General features: G+C 51.0%; 14 protein-coding genes. 5 read left to right on the top strand and 9 right to left on the bottom strand.

The features are described 5' to 3' along the window. Window positions 1–352 precede the first annotated feature (352 nt). A complete protein-coding gene (locus BZG83_RS12645; RefSeq protein ID WP_077481034.1) occupies window positions 353–868 on the bottom strand; it encodes a hypothetical protein in 516 nt (171 codons plus the stop codon). Between the two features lie 208 nt (window positions 869–1,076). Here BZG83_RS12645 and BZG83_RS12640 point away from each other — a divergent pair, with 208 nt between their 5' ends. Beyond that, the gene (locus BZG83_RS12640) at window positions 1,077–2,777 is read left to right on the top strand and encodes an SgrR family transcriptional regulator (protein ID WP_077481032.1); all 1,701 of its coding nucleotides are present in this window, start codon (window positions 1,077–1,079) and stop codon (window positions 2,775–2,777) included. A gap of 3 nt (window positions 2,778–2,780) precedes the next feature. On the opposite strand, the gene BZG83_RS12635 is transcribed toward BZG83_RS12640, so the two are convergent. Then, a complete protein-coding gene (locus BZG83_RS12635) occupies window positions 2,781–3,419 on the bottom strand; it encodes a hypothetical protein (protein ID WP_077481030.1) in 639 nt (212 codons plus the stop codon). Window positions 3,420–3,784: 365 nt separating this feature from the next. On the opposite strand from BZG83_RS12635, the gene BZG83_RS12630 reads away from it, so the two are divergent. After that, window positions 3,785–4,213 carry a hypothetical protein gene (locus BZG83_RS12630; protein WP_077481028.1) on the top strand — a complete coding sequence of 143 codons (429 nt, stop codon included), beginning with the start codon at window positions 3,785–3,787 and terminating at the stop codon, window positions 4,211–4,213. A gap of 22 nt (window positions 4,214–4,235) precedes the next feature. Continuing rightward, entirely contained in the window at window positions 4,236–5,246 is a 1,011-nt protein-coding gene (locus BZG83_RS12625; RefSeq protein ID WP_443216374.1) for a L,D-transpeptidase family protein, read from the top strand. Between the two features lie 72 nt (window positions 5,247–5,318). On the opposite strand, the gene BZG83_RS12620 is transcribed toward BZG83_RS12625, so the two are convergent. The 7 genes from BZG83_RS12620 to malT all read right to left on the bottom strand — a co-directional run bounded on the left by BZG83_RS12620 (window position 5,319) and on the right by malT (window position 14,106). After that, window positions 5,319–5,543 (bottom strand): LPP leucine zipper domain-containing protein, encoded by a 225-nt coding sequence (locus BZG83_RS12620; RefSeq protein ID WP_077481026.1) that lies wholly within the window; start codon window positions 5,541–5,543, stop codon window positions 5,319–5,321. 185 nt (window positions 5,544–5,728) lie between these two features. Continuing rightward, on the bottom strand, window positions 5,729–6,205 hold the full coding sequence (locus BZG83_RS12615) for a copper chaperone PCu(A)C (protein ID WP_077481024.1): 477 nt from the start codon (window positions 6,203–6,205) through the stop codon (window positions 5,729–5,731). Further along, window positions 6,205–6,795, bottom strand: coding sequence for an SCO family protein (locus BZG83_RS12610; protein WP_077481022.1), 591 nt, complete (start codon window positions 6,793–6,795; stop codon window positions 6,205–6,207). Before BZG83_RS12610 ends, BZG83_RS12615 begins: the two co-directional genes overlap by 1 nt. After that, complete coding sequence (locus tag BZG83_RS12605; RefSeq protein WP_077481020.1) at window positions 6,792–7,271, bottom strand: hypothetical protein; 480 nt, start codon at window positions 7,269–7,271, stop codon at window positions 6,792–6,794. The genes BZG83_RS12610 and BZG83_RS12605 overlap by 4 nt, the downstream gene beginning before the upstream one ends. A 3-nt stretch (window positions 7,272–7,274) precedes the next feature. Then, window positions 7,275–8,204 (bottom strand): DUF368 domain-containing protein, encoded by a 930-nt coding sequence (locus BZG83_RS12600; RefSeq protein ID WP_077481018.1) that lies wholly within the window; start codon window positions 8,202–8,204, stop codon window positions 7,275–7,277. 103 nt (window positions 8,205–8,307) lie between these two features. Continuing rightward, on the bottom strand, window positions 8,308–11,205 hold the full coding sequence (pulA, locus tag BZG83_RS12595; protein WP_077481016.1) for a pullulanase-type alpha-1,6-glucosidase: 2,898 nt from the start codon (window positions 11,203–11,205) through the stop codon (window positions 8,308–8,310). A 192-nt stretch (window positions 11,206–11,397) separates the two neighbouring features. Further along, complete coding sequence (malT, locus tag BZG83_RS12590) at window positions 11,398–14,106, bottom strand: HTH-type transcriptional regulator MalT (protein WP_077481014.1); 2,709 nt, start codon at window positions 14,104–14,106, stop codon at window positions 11,398–11,400. A gap of 494 nt (window positions 14,107–14,600) precedes the next feature. Here malT and BZG83_RS12585 point away from each other — a divergent pair, with 494 nt between their 5' ends. Both BZG83_RS12585 and malQ read left to right on the top strand, forming a co-directional pair. Then, window positions 14,601–17,051: a glycogen/starch/alpha-glucan phosphorylase gene (locus BZG83_RS12585; protein ID WP_077481036.1), complete on the top strand. Its 2,451-nt coding sequence runs from the start codon at window positions 14,601–14,603 to the stop codon at window positions 17,049–17,051. 114 nt (window positions 17,052–17,165) lie between these two features. Beyond that, window positions 17,166–18,315: 4-alpha-glucanotransferase (gene malQ / locus BZG83_RS12580; protein WP_077481012.1), on the top strand; the 1,150-nt coding region annotated here is incomplete at its 3' end.

Here is an 18,315-nt window from a genome sequence, read left to right as displayed (position 1 = left end):
CTATTATGTATCTATCATTTGCAATCCATCTAGATCAACTGCAAAAGCCTGATGACGGATCTTTAATGATGCCAATGGATGTTCCGTTGAAAGAAACACTAAGAGGAAATTCCTGATTCTTATCCATTAAATAGATACTAGCATTAAGCCTTCAAGATAATTTTTCTTACCCTAAATAAATGCGTTAGTTCATTTGCACTAACGCATTTCTGTCCAGAACCTTCACAGATGGCACTTCTTAACTCAGAAGTGCTCACAAAAAATCCCGATTCCTTCTCCCAAACACAACACTCTCTTTCCTGTAAAATGTTCGTTCAATAGCGAGCGCCTTCAAGTCGCTTAAGCGTCAGGGTTAGTCGGCAATCACCCATTGGCGGTTGTCGTCAGTCGCCTCCATCATTGCGCGTAGAAGTTGTGAGCGGGCGTCGTCGCTGGGTGCAATCAGATCATAAATACCGCTGATTGGTTGGCCGTTTTCTTGGGTGTCTACTCGCATGGCGGCGGCGCAGGTTTCGCCGTGTTTGGTGCCAATGCACAAAGAGACCGTGGCTTCGGCAATTTCTACGCCATCATGCAGGGCAAGCTGCGCGAAGTAAGCAAGCATGTCGGGGCGGGTATCGTCCGGCCATTGTGCTGCTTGTAGCTTGGCGTATTGCAGCATCAATGGATGGTTATCGACCCAATAAAGTGTCAAGGGTGCGTGGGCTGGGGCAGATGGCCGAGTCGCAGGAGTGGGTAACGTCTCTTCGGCATGGTAGCGCTCGAAACCAGCCAAGCTCTCAGCGGTTGGATATTGGGCTTGTTTAACATGGCAGGCCATCCAACGTTGCTTGACTTCAAAATGGGAAATAATTTCAGACGCGTCCATAAACACCACATGCGATAACAACAATCAACAGGCATCATAGCGGAGTGAGCAGAAATAACAATCGCTGCGCTACAGCACGCAAAAATAAAGCCTGCCAGAGATCACAGCCTCGATCTGATTGCGTTCAAACTGGGCAGACGGACTGTCCGTTGTCGCGTAAAATAGGAAGTATCAATAACGACTGATACTGCCTTTAGGTTCCCCTTTTATGTCTGGACAGCGGCTACGCGCACAATTTACCCGTCTTTATCATCACTTTAACGGGGAAGATTCGGATACTACGTTACAGGCGATTGCCGATATTTTGGTGTGTACGCGGCGTAATGCACGGATGGTCCTGAATAAATTGGAGGAGCAGCATTGGCTGACGTGGGCGCCATCCGTTGGGCGAGGCAAATTGTCACGGCTGACTTTTTTGCGCACCGAGTCGGCCCTACGTGACGAGCAAGCGGCCCATTGGTTAGCACAGGGCAAAATGGACCAAGCGCTCGCCTGTTTAGATAATGATTCGACCAAGCTTGCGGCGTTGATCCAAAAGCAATTGGGGCCGAGCACCTTAAATGGTCGCCAAATTGTGCGCTTGCCGTATTATCGTCAGCTTGAAAGCCTAGATCCACGTACCCCTCTGCGCCGTTCTGAAGAGCACTTGGTGGGGCAAATCTTTAACGGGCTGGTGAAATACCAAGAGGGTAATAAGCAAGTCTGTGCGGATTTAGCTCACCATTGGGAAGCGCTTAGCCATACCCATTGGCGCTTTTATCTGCGCCCCGGCGTGCGGTTTCATGATGGGCGTATGATGCGTGAAGATGATGTGGTGGCGAGTTTGTCCGCGCTATCGTCTCGGCGGTTTTTTGCCCACATCGCTAAAGTGACATCACCTGCCGCACGGATCATTGATATAACGCTTTCGTCACCCGACCCGCGTTTTGATCATGCGTTAACCTTGCCTGAAGCAGTTATTTTACCCGCCGATTGCGATCAGCAAAAAGGATTTGCAGATCAGCCAATTGGCACAGGCCCCTATCGTGTGGCTGAGCGTCAGGATCATCGCTTGGTACTCCAAGCCTTTGATGATTACTTTGGTTATCGCGCGTTAACGGATGAAATCCAGTTGATGGTATTTGATGAAGCGGCGATGTGTTATCTCACTCCGAGTACGGATCGTATGCCGGACTATGCGGTTAAGCCGCCAGCTGCGTTAAGCCAAAAGCTTGAAATGGACCAAGGGGCAGGGTATTTGATGCTCAATTGTCGTGATGGGTTGGCGAAAAGTGCGCGCTGGCGTGCTTACTTGCATGCCAAGTTGTCTTCCTTGCAATTGCTGCCGCGTTTAGCTGCGAACGGGATGGGTGAATACCGCTTGTTTAATGCTTATGGTTTGATGCCCGGTTGGATCCATCACACCCAGCCAGTATCGATGCCAGAGCTACCGGGCCCGACGCGATTGAGTGTGGCCTATTTGGCGGACCATCCTCTTTATCCGCTGATCGCAACCGCCATCGAAGCGCATTTAGCTGAAGAAGGCATTCAAGTGGAAACCATGGCGCTGTCGCCAGATGCGTATTTTGGCGGGAAATACAGCCGAAAAATCGACATCTGGTTAGGGGCGATCAGTTTTGGGATCCGCGGGGAAGAAGGATTATTTAATTGGTTGGGCAATCACGATCTTTTCTTGCATGCGTTCACCGACGAGTTGCTAAATAAAGTTACCCATTACACCACCCGTTGGCGTGAGCAGGCTAAGCCAGATTGCGCTGAAGCCTTGGCGCGTGAGCTGGTTGCCCAGCAGGTGGTGCCGTTATTTCATATCTGGACGGGTGTGGTTGCCACGCCGGACTTGCAAGATGTGGCATCGAACGCAGTCGGTTGGTTCGATTTCCAATCGGTGTGGTATAAGCCAAGCGAGTAAGAGTTATTCTTCGACACCGAGCGGAAAGGTGGCGGTGAGTAGTAGGTACTTATGCAACGGCAGGCCATCTTTTTTACGAAACAAAGGGTGGAAAATGCGATAGCGTCCGTCGGTCAGCCCCAATGGTTCGATGGTCTCGGCGAGGCTGGTGGTCGCACTGGTCAGTTTAATCCCTTGCGCGCGGTAAGAGTCGGCATGAATCGGTTGATGGCCTAGCCACCAAGAAGGAATCGCTTTGCTGGCATTGGTTCTATCCATCCAGTGGTCGCTGACAATGATCACTCGCCCGGGCTCTGCCGGATTGGTAATACCGTGGTTGAGCAACCATGCGACATCGCGCACCAGTGCATCACGGCAAGCCAAATTACCACTGAGCAGACGGTGGGCAAGAATGTAAACCGCGGCGCCATCCAGTTGCAGTTGATAAACGGTTTGGCTGTGGGGGCGACTGTCGTCAAGCAAGTGAAACTGAGCGGGGCGGTCGTGCGCTTCCAACACGCGCATTAAACGACGTGCCAGTGCTTTACCCATGTGTGGGTCACGCATCCCGCGGTTATGCACTGTGGGGTAATGATGTTCGCAAAGCTTGACGCAATCTTGTTGAAATTGTCGAAGCGCGAGCGAGACGAGATCATCTAACAAAAACGAGCCACTCCTACCAAAACACGACTGATTTATCGCACGTCATAAAGTATGCATTATATCACCAAAATCGCCCAATAAATCAGAGAGAAACGCCACTCTGTGCGCACTTTCTCATCACAAGTCGGTGTGATTGGGCGAAGTATGTCTAGTTCTGCCACTAAAAGAGATATCGGCAATGCAGGCATCGGCTTGATAGTGGCGGCAGAGATTTGCCTCTGTGTTTACCCGATGAAAGGCAAAAGCCATGATGCGTACACCAATGTTGGTCGAAGTATGATCGGTTTCGGGCACATTGAGGTTTATAAGTTGGAACGGTAATTGCAGTGCTTGATATCCCTGTGACATGAACTCGATGGATGATAATGAAAACAGTAGCTTGGCTATGTGGTTCGGCATGTTTACTTGCCGCTTCGATTTCTTTTCCCGCTCGGGCAGCTGATGGATTGGCGGCCGGTGTTTTTCTGGGGTCGCCGATGTCCGGCGTGACCATCAAGCAAGACCAATTTAAAATTCAAGCTGGGATCGATAAGTTTGGTATTGCGATCGATGGGACGTGGAATTTAGGGGAATGGCTAGGCCGGATGGAATATGAGCCTATGTATATCTATGCTGGTGGTCAGTGGGTGGACGATTCTACCCATCAATGGGGACCGAGAGCTGGGCTAGGGGTGACACTTCCTGTAGGCACCGGTGATGTAGAGTTGTTTGCGGAAGCCGGTACCACATGGTACTGGGAGGAGAAAGGCGATATTGAATTTGAAGGCGCAGCCGGCGCAAGGATGTATTTTTAAGCGGTTTTATCATGCGCTTTGGGTGCTTGCCATCGGGTGGGGGCTGAGCGTTTCCCCAGCATGGGCGGTGAGCTATCCGTTACCGTTGGATGGCAGTCGGCTCGTCGGCTATGCCGCTATGCATGAGGTGCAAGAAGGCGAGCATCTTGAGGCCATTGCAAAACAGTATGATATCGGCTTTTTAGCATTATTGACGCTAAACCCCGGCGTAGATCCGTATTTGCCTGAGCCCGGTACGCTGATCAAGCTCCCCCAGCAGCATCTGTTGCCTGACACGCCCTACGAAGGGATTGTGATCAACTTAGCGGAGCTTAGGCTCTATTATTATCCGCCCAAGCCGCAAGGAGAGAATGACGCGACGGAGCAAGAGCGGCGGGTTCATATTTTTCCGATTGGCATCGGCCGAATTGGCCGTGAAACGCCCGTGATGCAAACCTACGTCAGCCAGAAGCGTCAAAATCCGACGTGGACGCCGCCGCAAAGTATTCGAGAAGAATATAAGCGGACACGCAATATTGTGTTGCCAGACGTGGTCCCTGCTGGTCCCGATAATCCGTTAGGGCGCCATGCACTGCGGCTTGGTTATGGGAATGGTGAGTATTTAATTCATGGTACGAATAAGTCATTTGGTATTGGTTTACGCGTGAGTGCCGGTTGCATCCGGTTACGGCCAGATGATGTGGCTTGGCTTTTTGAGGCGGTGGATGTCAACACGCCCGTGCGGATCATTGATACGGCAACCAAGGTCAGTATTGAACCAGATGGACGAATTATGGTGGAAGCCCATCGGCCATTGTCGCGCACGGAGCAAGAAACGCAGCAACGTATTCTCCTACCCCCCGATCCGGCGATCATTGCCAAGCTTGAGCGAATGGGTATTTCCACGCGCCGCTATCGTGCCGCACTGGCCGTGCAACAAGGGGTGCCGATTGAAGTGGCGGAGCTGAGCCCGTTGCAGTTAAAGACGTGGCACACGCTAAATGATCAAGGTCAGATAAAAGGGTCGGATTTGGTGAGAGCGGATACGCCTTAATATCGGGATAAGATAGCTACAGATAAACAAAAAACGGCGCGAAGGCGCCGTTTTTATCTTTTCAGAATTGCCTTATTTGGTATAAGACTGTGCCATGTTATCAATGCGTTCGTTAGCGCGTTTTGCTTCGTCGTGCGCCATTTGAGAGTCATTTTTCATCATGGAAACGTCGTTAGACAGCGCATCGACTTTCGCGGATAAATCATCAACACTTTGTTGTAGTGCCGTGTTGCTGGTACAGCCGACGAGCAATACAGTTGAAGCTATTGCTGCTAGCGCCATTGGACGGATTTTCATAGAGAACCTCGCTATTGTTGTTGGAGATAGCAATCACGTCAAAAGGGTCACGCGCAAGCGCGACTAACTTTTACCATAGACGGTGATAGGAGATTTTGCTGCTGAATCCTCAACTTGGCGGCCATACCTTGACACACTTAACATTTAACGCGCTGTGTGACTCGTCCATTAAGACGTGTTAAACGCTATTGGTGGTGATGATTTCCTTCATCGTTGTGGTGCTGCATGCCTCCCATGACAGATTTCACTGGAATTTGCTTGGTCAGTGAATGGCCATCAGCAGTGGTTAGGGTGAGGGAAATCTGTTCGCCCACTTTCAGAGGCTTCACCAAGTCGAACAACATAACATGCAGGCCGCCCGGCTGAAGGACAACTTGTTCGCCGCTGGGCACCAGAATTTGTGGGATTTGACGCATTTTCATCATGCCATCTGCCATGGCGTGTTCGTGTAGCTCCACGCGTTTTGCCGCAGGAGTTTGGGCACTAACAACACGTTTAAGCACATCACTTTGATTGTCTAACACCATAAAGGCGGCACTGTTAGGAGCGCCCGGTGCACTGGCGCGCGCGTAGGCATCATGGATAAAAAATTCACCATGAGCATGGCTGAAAGATGCAGTGAAAAGTGCAATGGCTGAGATAAAAAGGCGAAAAAACGACATTATGGTTCCTTATTGGTGTCAGTCACTCGAGAAATAGCGGCGGTGATCATTTGAGGGTTCAAGGTGTGGGGCACCTTTGCTAAAAGCTCACCGTTGGGAGAAAGAAAATAAAAGTATGAGCTATGGTCAACGGCATAATCCATGGCGGAGTCTTCAAGCTCGGTAATTTGATACAAAACGCCGTATCGCTTCGCCAGTTGATCAATTTGTTCGTTACTGCCACTCACACCTGTGATGGCCGGATGAAAGAAATGGGCATATTCGGCCGCTTTTTCACTGGTATCCCGTTTTGGATCCAGCGTAATAAAGACAGGTGACACCGCATCTTGTGTCGATTGCGGCAGTGACTTGAGTGCCGCTGATAACACCGCCAGCGAGGTAGGGCACACATCTGGGCAGTGTGTATAGCCAAAATAAACAATGCGGGGCCGAGGATCGGCTTCATTGAAAAGGTTGAAGGGTTGCCCATCTGATTGTAAGGCGCCAGCCTGTGCTTGCTGTTGCTTCACTTGATAACTGTCATAGTATGCGCGTGCGCCTAACCCTAAACAAACCGCAAATAATGCCACTAGCCATGCTTTCTTGCTCATGGTCGCTCCATGGTCACTTTGATCGGAAATTGTGTTTGACCCTGATCTGGCACCGTAATGGTTCCTGCCCACGTCATGGTCTGCTCAGTACATACCGGAAGCATCAAATCGCCGCGATAGTGCGTTTCGTCGACTTGATTCAGCACTAAGCGATATTCTCCCATGTTCATCTCAACACCTTTTAGCTTAACTAACAGGGTTTTGCTATTGAGAGGTTGTGATGTTGTGAAGGTCAGCGTGTTAGCGTGCATGGGGTGGACGGTCGGGTCCGATAAACTGGCTTGATAGCCTTGATAATGGCAGGTTTGTTGGTTTAATGAGCAATAGTTAAGAGAGGCCGTGGAGCCTCCCTCAATCCAATCGGCAAGGGTGTTTAGCCATGTTGGTGCGCTGAATGCGAGCGCAAATACTGCGACGATGCCTGCAATCGTCAGCAGGCGATGACCGCTACGTGAGTCGGTGAGAGAAGAGTCCATGATTTAGTCCTGACTGGGGGCAAAGCGCTCCAACAGCAATACCAACACAAAGCCCGCTATCATGGCAATCACCGCAAGGCCAACTTGTGCCGGATGTCCCACCACGGCCTCGTAGGCGCCGGGCAAGAGGTTATCTTGCACCAGAGGCACTTGTTCACCGGATGAATTCGTGCGCCACGTGAGGGTATGTTTCCAAGGCCAAATCTTACCCAAGGTGCCTAGCATCAGGCCGGTCAGAAACGCGAGGGTCAGCGCATAATAGCGGCGTAGCAGCCATGACAATAGGTGCGAAAACGTCAGTAAGCCGGTTACCGCGCCAACAGCGAATAATCCCAATAAGCCAAATTGCGCTTGATGAACCGCACTCAAAATAGGGCTGTACATGCCAAGTAAAAGCAAAATAAAGCTGCCGGAGATACCGGGCAGGATCATAGCGCATATGGCAATCGCGCCGGAGAGAAACACCGTCGCCGGGCTTGCGGTCAAATGAAGTGGGCTGGCGACGGTAATCCAATAAGCAAACCCAATCCCTAGCGCACCGGCGATAAGGGTTTTAACGGTGAACTTAGGCGTTGGTAATTGCTTGGCCATGTGAAAGGCCGAGGCAATGATAAGGCCAAAGAAAAACGACCAAAGCGGAATGGGATGATGAGTGAGCATCCAACTGATCCCTTTTGCCAAACTGGCAATGCTGGTCAGAATGCCGGCCAAGAGTACACAAAGAAAGGTACCGTTAACATGTTGCCAGACCGCCTTGAAACCTTCCTTGCGCCATAGTGTAAAAAGGCGCGGCGTGATACGCCGAATACTCTCAAGCAACTGCGTGTAGATACCGGTAATAAATGCGATCGTACCGCCAGAGACACCAGGAACCACATCCGCAGCGCCCATCGCCATGCCTTTGAGGTAAGTTGAGACCAGGTTCTTGATCATAATGCTATTCATCGATAAAAGCTGAGACGCGCATTATACCGACATTCACCCTGTGGGGTAGGGGGAATTATAAAAGGGGGAGCAGCACTCCCCCAAATGATGGTTAAGGTTGATGAGGTTTCTCGAATACGGCGACGGACCACGCGGGTACAGTGAGTTTGCCGTTGGTTACGTGAGCCGCCTGTTGGTTATAAGCGATCGAGCTGTTGCCCGCATTGGTTTGTAAGCTGTGAAGCTGATAGCCGGTGGCGTCGATGTTGGCAAAGTCATTGACCGCCGTGCCCGAGGCATTGATCGCGACGATAATCCCGTCACGCGTTGCATCAATCGAGCTGTCGTGCAGACTGCCACTGTTATCAAGAAGCATCACAATTAGCCCTGGGATTTGTGAGGCGCCGGTGTTGTGAAAACTGACACGTTGATTAATCACGCTGCCTTGGCCTAAGTGGAACAGCCCTGACGACGCACGCAGCGCCACCAGCTCATTAAAGTAGCTGTCCATGTTGCTGATTGCCTGTGGTGTTGGTTTGGCCTCGCTGTTGTGGTTGGCAATCACGGTTTCAATCATCGGCCAGTTGTAGCCGTCTTTATCTTCACGCGGCAGCCCTTGGTCCCACTGCGTAGTTTGTTGGGTAAAATCGACGCGGTTATACCAATCGCCCGAGTCATACGAGTCACGCTGCATGGATTTTGAACGAAGCAGTTCGCTGCCCATGTGAACAAAAGGCACCCCTTGTCCCAGCAGTGCAGTGGAGAGTGACACGGCTTGGGCGCGGACGCGTGTCGCGAGCGGCATGGCGTAAGGGAATTTGTATTGATTGTTATCCCACAAGGTTTGGTTGTCGTGCTTGGAGACATAGTTTTGAACCTCCCAAGCATCTTGCGCGTAGCCAGCCGGTTGACCGTTGTAATCGACCTCGTCACCGCGCACGACATCACCATTGGCAATTTGTAACTGAAAATCTTTTAAGTTACCCGCCATACCCAAACGAACTAGGTCGGCATTATGCAGGGCACCGGCTCTTTCCTCGCTGTTTTGCTGTTGCAAATCATTGGGGGCGACCCATTGACCATTACCAAAGCCTTGGTTTTTGCGCAGGTACTCGCCGCCATCGAACGGACCGCCGCCGCGAACCGCATCTCGAAGTCGGTCAGAGAATGAGCCAATACCGCTGCCTGCAAGGTTTGCTTGGGTGGCTTGGACAAACTGGCGATCGTTGGCGACTTCACCGAAGTTCCAACCTTCACCATAGAAATACACATCTGGGTTGATGGCGCGGGCAACGGCAAGTGTGTGCTCGATCTGGGCTAGCGGATGATGCCCCATCAAATCCCAACGGAAGGCATCGATTTTGTAGTCTTTCACCCAAGTGGCAATCGAGTCATCGATCAGCTTGGCAAACATGCGATGCTCAGGCGCGGTGTTTGAGCAGCAAGTGGATTGCTCAACGTCCCCAGTGACGGGGTTAAGGCGCTGATAATACCAAGGCACGACTTTATCCAGCACAGAATAGGGCCCTAAGCCTGCTTGGTGGGTGTGGTTGTAGACCACGTCCATCACTACATTCATGCCGATATCTTGTTTGATGGCCATGATCATTTTACGAAACTCGAGGATTCGCGCGGTGCCTTCAGGTTCGGTGGCATAACTGCCTTCAGGCACAGTGTAATGGAAAGGATCGTAACCCCAGTTAAAGCTGTCGTACTGACGCATCGCCGCCATTACCGTTTGCACATAGGGGGTGTCAGCGCTGTCTTGGGTGGCTAAATCCGTTAAGGCCGCTTGGATGGTTTGATTGTTGTCGCACTCACTGGCCAGCCTTGGGGTCTCTTTCAGTGAGGGGACTTTGTCACATAGCGTGGAGAAGTGGTCGGTGACATCGATACGCTGCGCGGCGTCTTCGTTGATGGAGGCAATATCAAACACGGGGAGCAGGTGCAAGTGAGTAACCCCAGATTGCGCGAGCGCGGTTAAGTGTTTGACCGGCTCAGTGGTGTTTTGGGTAAAAGCAAGGTACTTACCGCGCAGATTTTGGGGAGTGGATTGATCGAGCGCGGAAAAATCACGCACGTGCGCCTCATAAATCACGCTGTTGGCGGGATTTTGCTGCGAGTGAGGCGCACTCAGCGTATCCCAGCCACTGGGTTTAAGCGCGGGTGCATTCAGATCGACCACCTGTGAATAGCTGGAGTTGGTCGACAAGCTATGTGAGTAAGGGTCCGTAACTTCGAGACGTTCGACACGGTGTGTGGCTGGGTGATAGACCGACAGTTGATAACGGTAATAGTCGCCATGATTCAGCGCCGTGGTGGCAACATGCCAGCTTCCTGACTCGGCGTCGAAGTCCATTTTAATGGGCGTTAGGCGCTGTTTGGGCGCGTTTTGTTCGGTCGCCGATTGATAGGGCACCAGCGAAACTTGCTGTGCGGTAGGGGCCCAAAGACGAAATTCAGTGTGTCCAGCGTCAGGGATGGCACCAAAGTTAAGTTTTTCGGCGTGTTCTGCGTACAAGGCATCAAGCGCGCGGGCCGGTTGCACATCGGTTGCGGTTAATACGGTATCACCGTCTTTGGCGATAGCGAGAAGCTGCCCTTTAAGCCATTGCTTCAGCGCAATATCAGCGTCAACAAAGTCAAAATCGAACCCTTTGACGTTACCTTGCAAATGGGGAAACGATGTCTGCCAATGATCGCTAGTCGCAAGGGTAGATTCGACACTCGCGGTGGCGTTTTCCACCTGTTGTGTGTCCGGGTTATAGCGCATCGTGCCATCCGCGGAGTAATACAAGGTGAGTGAGGTGGCGTTGGTTTGATGAGTGAGCAGGGTATCGGCGTCAGCAAATAGCACACTAGCATCGCTAGTGCCCGCATCACGAACACTGGCGGTTGGGTTTGTATCGACCTTAGGATTATCGTCATTTAACGGACAGCCTGTTAATACAATCGCCGAGGCAATCGTAAAAGGCAGTGCAAGAGGATGTTTGTTTAACGGATGATTCATCAGCTTGACCTTTACGTTTTGTAGGGAGGCCAAGCTTACTGAAAGGTGAACTGTACCAACTGTGATCGCGTTATAAATCAACTGATGAATAAGAAAATATTTCAATAATTCAATAACGTATCACGAAAGGTAGGCGGAGAATAATCAGCGTCTACGCCCTTAGCAAACAGCCAAAGGCGTAGGCTTCACCCGTTAACTTCCCATCAGTTGCAGTAGATTTTCTGCGGTGACAATCGCTTCTTTGCGGTTTGCAATATTCAGCTTTTGGTAAAGGTTACGGATATGGGTTTTGATGGTGGTGCCAGCGACATCGAGCTCTTGAGCAATTTGTTCATTGCTCAAGCCCGAATAAATGAGCCCAAGGACTTGCCACTCGCGTTGCGTGAGCGAGCTGGTGCGTACCAACTCGGGGACGTTGGGGTGTTTCACTAATTTTTCGACGAAATCCTCATCAAAGTGAACTGCGCGGCTGCGCTGATGACTGGCAATTTCTTTCAGCAGTTGCTGAGCGCGATGACGCTCTAATGCACCGAGTGCTTGCTGTTGAAGCAATTGGTGCAGTAAGGGCGCAATAGCCTCGCCTTCGATTAAGAAGTTACCCACCATGCCGGTCTGGTTGGTTAGCGTGAGCGCCTCTTGCAGTAAGGTTTTCGCATATTCTTCTTCCTGCTCGCGGCTGGCGAGTACGGCTTCCACAATCAGGTTGCGGTTTTTATCCGTGACTAGGCATGCGCGATCGGCTTCTTTACGTAAGAAGGCCAACGCCTCGCGGGCTTTGTCATGATGTCCCAGTTGTAAGTACGCACGGGCAATATTTCGCCATTGCAGTTGGCAAAAATGGTTGCAGGCAGTGTCGGGACGCACGGCTTGATGGAGCCATTCATCGATATTGGTGAGCTCATGTTTGGCTTGCCAGTATAAGAGCAGTGACAGCGAGGCATTGGCAGTCCAGTCCACGTGGTAAACCGATTCACGAAGAAGATGTTCAATATGGTCGATGTACTTTGACGCTTTATCGAGCTCACCACGGCTAATCGCGACGCGAGCCAGCATGGAATAACTGTGCAAGTGTTTGCTCGGCGGCTGCGTTTCCAGCACGCGAAGTCCTTTATGTGCACACACTTCGGCTTCATCCAATCGGTGCCAGCACCACAGAATTTGTGCCCGCAAGCGCAGCGCAAATTCATGTAAGGGAACTTGATGAAGCTGCTGATCTTCAATCAATTTATCAGCGCTATCCAACAATTCGAATGCGGCTTGCACGTAGCCTTGCGCGAGCAAAATTTCGCTTTGTTGTAAAATCGCCCATAACGCTTGGTGATACACTTGATGCTGGCGCGCGAGCTTCTCGGTTTGCTGCATCATTGACAGGGCGCGATCAAGTTGCCCAACCACATGATTTACTTCCCCCACAACGGATGTGGCGACAATGCGACCGCGATAGTTCGCGCTATCGAGTTGGCTAAGTGCCAGCTCGGCCAGCGCCATTGCTTGGTCAGGATCGTTGCGATTGATGGCAACTTGGGCCAGTAACGCGTTGGCATTTCCCTGATAATCAATATCAAGCGTGATATTACGTTCTTGGTAGGCTTGCTCTGCTTCTGCGAGAAGTTCGCCGACTTCATGATATCTGTGTTGACTCTGCGCTAACCACGCGCGTAGCAGACCTAAGTTGGGGTAAGTGAACAGCAACTGATTGCTGATTTGGCCGATAGCCGCTTCGAGGGTCGAGAGCTCACCACGATTAAACATACGCCAACCGTGCTGATTGAGGATATCGGCCATCAAGGTATCGTCTTCGGCGTAGCGGGCGTGGCGCAATGCTTGATGAGGTGTATTCAGCTTTAGCCAAGCCAGTGCTGCCTGCTGGTTTAAGTGTTGCTGCTGTTGAGGGATCCGTGCTTGACGCTCATGGGCGAGAAACTCTGCGAATAAATGGTGGAAGCGGAACCAGTTATTGTCTCCTTCCAACGGATAGATGAATAAGCCGTAGCGGTTGAGCGATTCGAGCATGCCGAGCGCGTCTTCGCGCTCGGTAAGCGCAAAGACCAGCTCGTCATTAAACATTTCCAGTACGGAAACTTGCATTAAAAACTGACGGGTTTCACTGTCCAGCAGATCAAACACTTCTTCGACTAAATAATCCCACAGGTGGGCATGGTTAAAACTGGCGCATGAGGCAGCGCTTTGCATCAGAGTCCGTTTTTGATGCTGAGCCTGAATCGCAATTAACTGTAGGGCAGATGGCCAGCCTTCGACGTAGGCACAGAGGGTGCTCGCGGTGGTTTCGTCGACACCATCGGCGACACGTTGATTAAAAAAGCGAGTGGTCTCTTCATTATCGAACGCAAGCAGTTCATTGCCGATCTCGATCATTAGGTCGCGAACCCGCAAATTTGCTGTCCCTAGCGGCGGATTCGCGCGCGAGGTCACCACCAAAGTCAGGCTATCGGGCATGTGCTTAATAAAAAAGCGCATTGCTTCATGGATGTCTTCATTGTCGATCAATTGGTAGTCATCCAATACCAGATAACAGGTGGACTGTAACCCAGCCAGCTCAGCGAAAACATCGGAGAGCAGCGCACGCAGGGATGAAAATTGACGCTTTTCTGCCAGTTTAACGGTATTGGGGCACCCATCATGGGTCGCTTTATTTAATGCTTGCAACAAGTAGTTGATAAAGCGGAAGCTGTCGTTGTCGCTGTCATCAATGCTGAACCAGCCGACATGGGTTTGATCGGAGAGCCATTGCGCGGCCATGGTGGTTTTACCGTAACCTGCCGGCGAGCGGAACAATACCAATTTGTAATGCGGCGCTTGTTGGAGGATATCCAATACGCGCGGGCGCAAGATGGCATTGTAGAGACGGCCGGGACGGGTAAGTTTTGACGGGATCCACATAGCGAGAAGGTCCTTTACAGCGAGTGCGGCTTTGCCGCGTTTATCCTTGTACGCAAGTGTATGTAACTGGTCTGTCACAAACTATGATCCAGCGCTGATAATTGTGCAGTTGCTCTATTTTGGTGCAGCTACGCCTTTCAATTGTGATTAAAGTCACTAATTTTATTGGTTCGGATACAGTATATGGAAGCTGTTACACGCCAGAGACGATGAATGACCCCACAATTTGCGTTAGCGCACAAAATTAACAAAAGGGATTGTTCTTTTTTCACAGCCGTATTTTGGTCAGTGTTCCCTCAAATTGTGATTTTTATCACCTCAATATCACGAAATTCCTCCATTGATGAGAGCAAGCTCACTCACAGCTTGTGATGTGGCTCTCTACGCCCTGACAACTCCTCCTTTCCTCCTCCTGTCTCGGGAGGATGTTTGCATCGACAGGCTTGGGCAGGATGACTGTCATCGAGATTTTCTTCCATTACGAGAGCGATGACATGACGCCTAAACAGCAACACGCATTTGATAAAAGCGCTTTTAAAGCCAGTATGACCCAGCATTTGACGCAGCTTGGTCGCACCCCTGAAACCGCAGAGATGCGCGATTGGTATCTCGCCTTAGGCCGCGCGCTGGCCGAACACACCACCAGTGACTTGGTTGCAACAGAAAACGATTTAGCCATCAAACAAGCGAAGAGTGTGAACTACTTATCCTTGGAGTTTTTGATTGGCCGTTTAACCGGCAACAACCTGATCAGCATGGGGCTTTACGATGAAATTGCGGCTGTGGTCAGCGAGTTTGGATTTGGCCTGACCGATTTGCTTGAGCAAGAGCGCGATCCTTCGCTGGGTAATGGTGGTTTGGGCCGCTTGGCCGCGTGTTTTATGGACTCGCTGGCAGCCCAACAGTATCCAGCGGTCGGCTATGGCTTGCACTATGAGTATGGCCTGTTCCGTCAATCATTTAAAGATGGCGCCCAACAAGAAGCACCGGATGCGTGGCGTGAGCCGGAAGGCTACCCGTGGGAAGTGGTTCGTCCTGACCTTGCCCAAACGGTTGGCTTTTATGGCCATGTGGCGGTGATTGAAGAAAACGGCCACACGCGCCGTGAATGGGTTCCTAGCCTTCATATTCAAGCGATGCCTTGGGATCTGCCTATCGTGGGCTATCAAAGCAATACGGTTTATCCACTTCGCTTATGGGAAGGTCGAGCACTGACGCCATTTGCGCTCGATGCCTTTAATGATGGTGACTATACCCGTGCGCAACAAGCCGCAATTGATGCAGGCAACCTGACCAAAGTGCTTTACCCGAACGATAATCATGATGCGGGTAAAACGTTGCGTTTGATGCAGCAATACTTCCACAGTGCGGCCTCTGTTGGGGATATTCTTCGTCGCCATTTAGATGCTGGCCACCCACTGGCTGCCCTTCCAGATTATGAAACCATTCAGTTGAATGATACTCACCCGACTATCGCCATTCCTGAGCTGATGCGTGTGTTGTTGGATGAGCACCACTTGAGCTGGGATGATGCTTGGTCTATCTCCAGCCAGACGTTTGCTTACACCAACCATACCTTACTTCCAGAAGCGCTGGAGACATGGAGCGAGTCGTTAATGGCGCACTTGCTGCCGCGTCATATGGAAATCATTTTTGAAATCAACCACCGCTTCTTGCAAGACGTTGCTGCGAAATGGCCGGGCGATGTCCGCAAACAGCAAGTGCTGTCTGTGATTGACGATCAGGGCGAGCGCATGGTGCGCATGGCCAACCTCTGTGTGATTGGCTCGTACGCAGTTAATGGCGTGGCGGCGTTGCACTCTGAGTTGGTAAAACGCGATCTCTTCCCTGAATTTGATGCGCTTTATCCGGGCCGTATCCAAAACGTGACCAACGGGATCACGCCACGTCGTTGGTTGAAGTTCTGTAACCCGGATCTTTCCGCGCTGATCAGTGAAAAAATTGGTGATCAATGGCCAGCTCATCTCGAGCAACTGGAGCAAATTGCCCAGTATGCTGATGACAAAGCGTTCCAAAAAGCCTTTATGGCAGTGAAAAAGCGCAATAAGCAGCGTCTTGCCGATTGGGTAAAAACCCATCTAGATATCACGCTAAGCACTGACGCTATCTTTGATGTCCAAATCAAACGTCTTCATGAGTACAAGCGTCAACATCTGAACTTGTTGCATGTGATTTCGCTGTATCACCGCCTGATCCACGAGCCGAATTTCGACATGACGCCTCGTGTGGTGTTCTTTGCTGCTAAAGCCGCGCCGGGCTATGCGCTCGCCAAATCGATCATTTTTGCGATTAATAAGGTGGCGGAGACGATCAATAACGATCCACGGGTTGGTGACAAGCTTAAAGTGGTCTTTATCCCTGACTACCGAGTCAGCATGGCTGAAATCATTATTCCTGCCGCCGATGTGTCCGAACAAATTTCGATGGCCGGCAAAGAAGCGTCGGGCACGGGCAACATGAAGATGGCGCTTAACGGTGCATTGACTATCGGCACCATGGATGGCGCAAACGTGGAAATTCGCGAAGAAGTGGGTGATGACAATATCTATATCTTCGGCCTCGACGTGGAAGGCGTGAATGCATTGCGTGAGAAAGGCTATCACCCTGATCACGAATACCATCAGCAGCCGCTGCTAAAAGCGTCGCTTGATAGTCTGTTGGATGACACCTTCACGCCGGGACACCCAGGATTACTCCGTCCGGTATTCGATAGTGTGATGGCCAGTGGCGACCCGTACTTGTGTTTGGCGGATTTTGCCGACTATGTGCGTGCCCATAATCAAATTGATAGCGATTATCGTGACTCAACGCTGTGGGCACATAAAGCAATTTTGAACACCGCGCTGGTGGGCAAATTTAGCTCTGACCGCTCAATTAGAGACTATGTGGCTAACATTTGGCAACTGAAAGCGGTAAAACGCTAAGCCTTTGATACCAAGCTGACATGCTAAATGGGTGGCACGGCATAGGGTGCCACCCACAATAACAATAACTGCAATGGCCGATAAAAGAAGGGGGCGGACCCCTCGGAGAATGCGATGAAACAACCTGCACTTAAAACAGTCGCACAAATGGCAAATTTAGCCGACCGCTACATCAGTGCCTGGGGCACTGAAGCCTCTGTGCCTGACAGCACCTTATACGATTTGTTGACGTCACTTGGCTATGACACCCGTAACGATGAAACGCTACTGGCCTCAGCAGAGAAAAAACACAAAGAAGGCGTCTTGTCGCCAGTTCAAGTCATTCGCGACGATGAACCCCTTGAGGTTGCGTTGCACTTAGGCACTAGTGCCAGAGAGAGTGACTTTAGCTGGCGCATCGATACCGAGCAAGGTGAGTGCTTTGAAGGCTATCTACAATCCCAAATTGTGCGTGATGAACGTCGTGAAGGTGGGCCTCTAGTCTTTAATTTGCCCTGCACCTTGCCTTGGGGATACCACCGTTTATCGGTAATGAGAAAACGCCGCAAAACCCCCTATGAAATGACGTTAATTGTGGCACCCGCGCGTTGCTACATGCAGCCTGAACTCGACCAACACAAAAAAATGTGGGGGCCGAGTATTCAACTTTATACGCTGCGTACCCCGCATAACTGGGGGATTGGTGATTTTGGCGATCTCAAGCAGTTGGTCAGTGATCTGGCATCGCGTGGCGCAGATTTTGTGGGACTTAACCCCATTCATGCGCTGTTTCCTGCCAATCCAGAAGCAGCCAGCCCCTATAGCCCGTCGTCACGTCGTTGGTTGAACTTACTCTATATCGATGTCAGTGCCGTGTCGGAGTTTGCATTAAGTGCCAAGGCTCAGCAGTTGGTGGGCAGTGCTGACTTTCAGCGTCGTTTGCAGGCCGTGCGCGAAACGCATTGGGTCGATTACAGCGGAGTAGCGGCACTGAAGATGGCCGTTTTACCCTTGCTTTTCGAGGAGTTTAAACAGCGACACCTGACCCAAGACACAGCCCGCGGCCGTGCCTTTCTCGACTTTGTTGAGCAAGGCGGCGATAGCTTGAAGCAACAAGCGACCTTTGATGCATTGCATCAGTATTTGCGCGCGGATGATGACAGCATTTGGGGCTGGCCAGTCTTCCCGGAAAAATATCGACGCTACGAAAGTGCGGCGACCCAGGCTTTTGTTGAGCAACACCAAGACAGTGTCCACTTGTATATGTATTTACAATGGATTGCAC

It is taken from the genome of Salinivibrio sp. PR919, assembly GCF_001995355.1.
In the GTDB taxonomy this organism is placed as follows: Bacteria; Pseudomonadota; Gammaproteobacteria; order Enterobacterales; family Vibrionaceae; genus Salinivibrio; species Salinivibrio proteolyticus.
Note: the sequence above shows the minus strand (reverse complement) of the source record. Positions and strands in the feature narration are given on the sequence as shown.